This window comes from Nonomuraea turcica, from assembly GCF_030718205.1.
In the GTDB taxonomy this organism is placed as follows: Bacteria; Actinomycetota; Actinomycetes; order Streptosporangiales; family Streptosporangiaceae; genus Nonomuraea.
In genome coordinates this window covers 1-1,567 of record NZ_JAUZQF010000083.1, presented here as the reverse complement: position 1 = coordinate 1,567, position 1,567 = coordinate 1, and the positions used below count along the sequence as shown (strand labels likewise).

The window sequence follows — 1,567 nt, the reverse complement described above, 5'->3', positions numbered from 1 at the left end:
TGCGCGAGCGGTTCCTGCCGCGGGTGCCCATGGGGGCGCTGGTGGTGATCGCGGGGCGATACCCGCCGGATATGCGCTGGCAGGCGGATCCGGGATGGGCGGGGGCGCTGAAGGTGTTGCCGCTGCGCGACCTGCGGGCCGAGGATGCGCAGGCTCTGATGGACTCCTGCGGGGTGTCGGCCGAGCTGCGCGAGCCGCTGCTGGCCTTCGCCGGCGGTCATCCGCTGGCGCTGCTGCTGGGGGCGGCCGTGGCGGTGAAGGACGGGATGGCCAGCAGGCGGTGGGTGCCGCATCAGGACGTGGTGGCCACGTTGCTGGATCAGCTGGTGGGCGAGCTGCCTTCGGCGGCGCATCGGCATGCTCTCGAGATCTGCGCACACGCGTACATGACGACCGAAGACCTGCTGCGAGCGGCCTTGCCGCAGAACGCCGGGGCGTTGTTCGGCTGGTTGCGGCGATTGCCGTTCGTGCAGTCGAGCAGTCTCGGGCTGTTTCCGCATGACACGGTGCGGGAGCTGCTGGAGGCGGACCTGCGGTGGCGCGATCCCGAGGGGTATGCGGTGATGCACGAGCGCATTCACGCGCATCTGGCGGAGAAGGTGCGCACAGCGGGCGATGTGGATGTGCTCGGTGCGGTGGCGGCACTGCTCTACCTGCATCGCGACGATCGGGTGATGGCCGATTTCCAGTGCAGCCACGACGAGGGCGAGTTCCAGGAGGAGGCGTTGCGCCAGGAGGACGTCGGCACGTTGCTCCGGGTGGCGACGGCGGCGGAGGGTGCGGCGTCCGCGGGCTGCGCCGCCTTCTGGGCGGAGCGTCAGCCGGAGGCGTTGCGGGTGTATCGACGGACCGAAACCGGCGAGCCGGTGGCTTTCTCCGCGTGGTTGCGTCTGACGGAGCTCGATGAGGAGGAGCTGGCGGCCGATCCCATCGTGGCCGAGGCGTGGGCGCATGCGCGTGCCACCACGCCGTTGCGGGCCGGTGAGCATTTGGCGGTCAGCCGGCTCTGGGTGCTGCCGCCGTATTGCGGGAATTCGCCGGTGATGGATTTGATCCAGTGGCGGGTGATCGGCAATTGTTTGCGGGCCGAGCGGATGGCCTGGTCCTATATCGCGATACGGCGTCCGAACCAGGGGTGGGTGGAGCGTTTACGGCATTACGGGATGCGTGACATCTCCGAGCAGCCGCGGCTGGGCGATGACGCGTACACGCTGTTCGTGCATGACTGGCGCGCGGTGCCGGCGCAGGCGTGGTTGGAGCGGATGAACCGCCTGCTCGTCGCGGGTTCCGCCGACGGCCCGAGTGCCGCGACGGCGGGACTGGCGGTGCTGTCCGAGGCGGAGTTCGCCGAGGCGGTGCGCACGGCGTTGCGCCAGCTGTCGCGGCTGGACGCGCTGGCCGCCTCTCCGCTGACCCGCACCAGGCTGGTGGCCGAGCGGGCCGGGCAGGATCCGGCCACCGCACTGGGTGACCTGCTCCGCCGGGCGATCGAGGACCTGCGTGAGGATCCCCGCTCGGTCAAGTTTCACCGGGTGCTGTCGGTCACGTTCCTGCGCGGCACGCCCAC

At 70.3% G+C, this 1,567-nt stretch carries 1 protein-coding gene; it reads left to right on the top strand.

Annotated elements, in window-relative coordinates; translation table 11 throughout:
* The coding region (locus Q9G87_RS60270) for a hypothetical protein (RefSeq protein WP_305925680.1) at window positions 1–1,567 on the top strand (1,567 nt) is incomplete at both ends.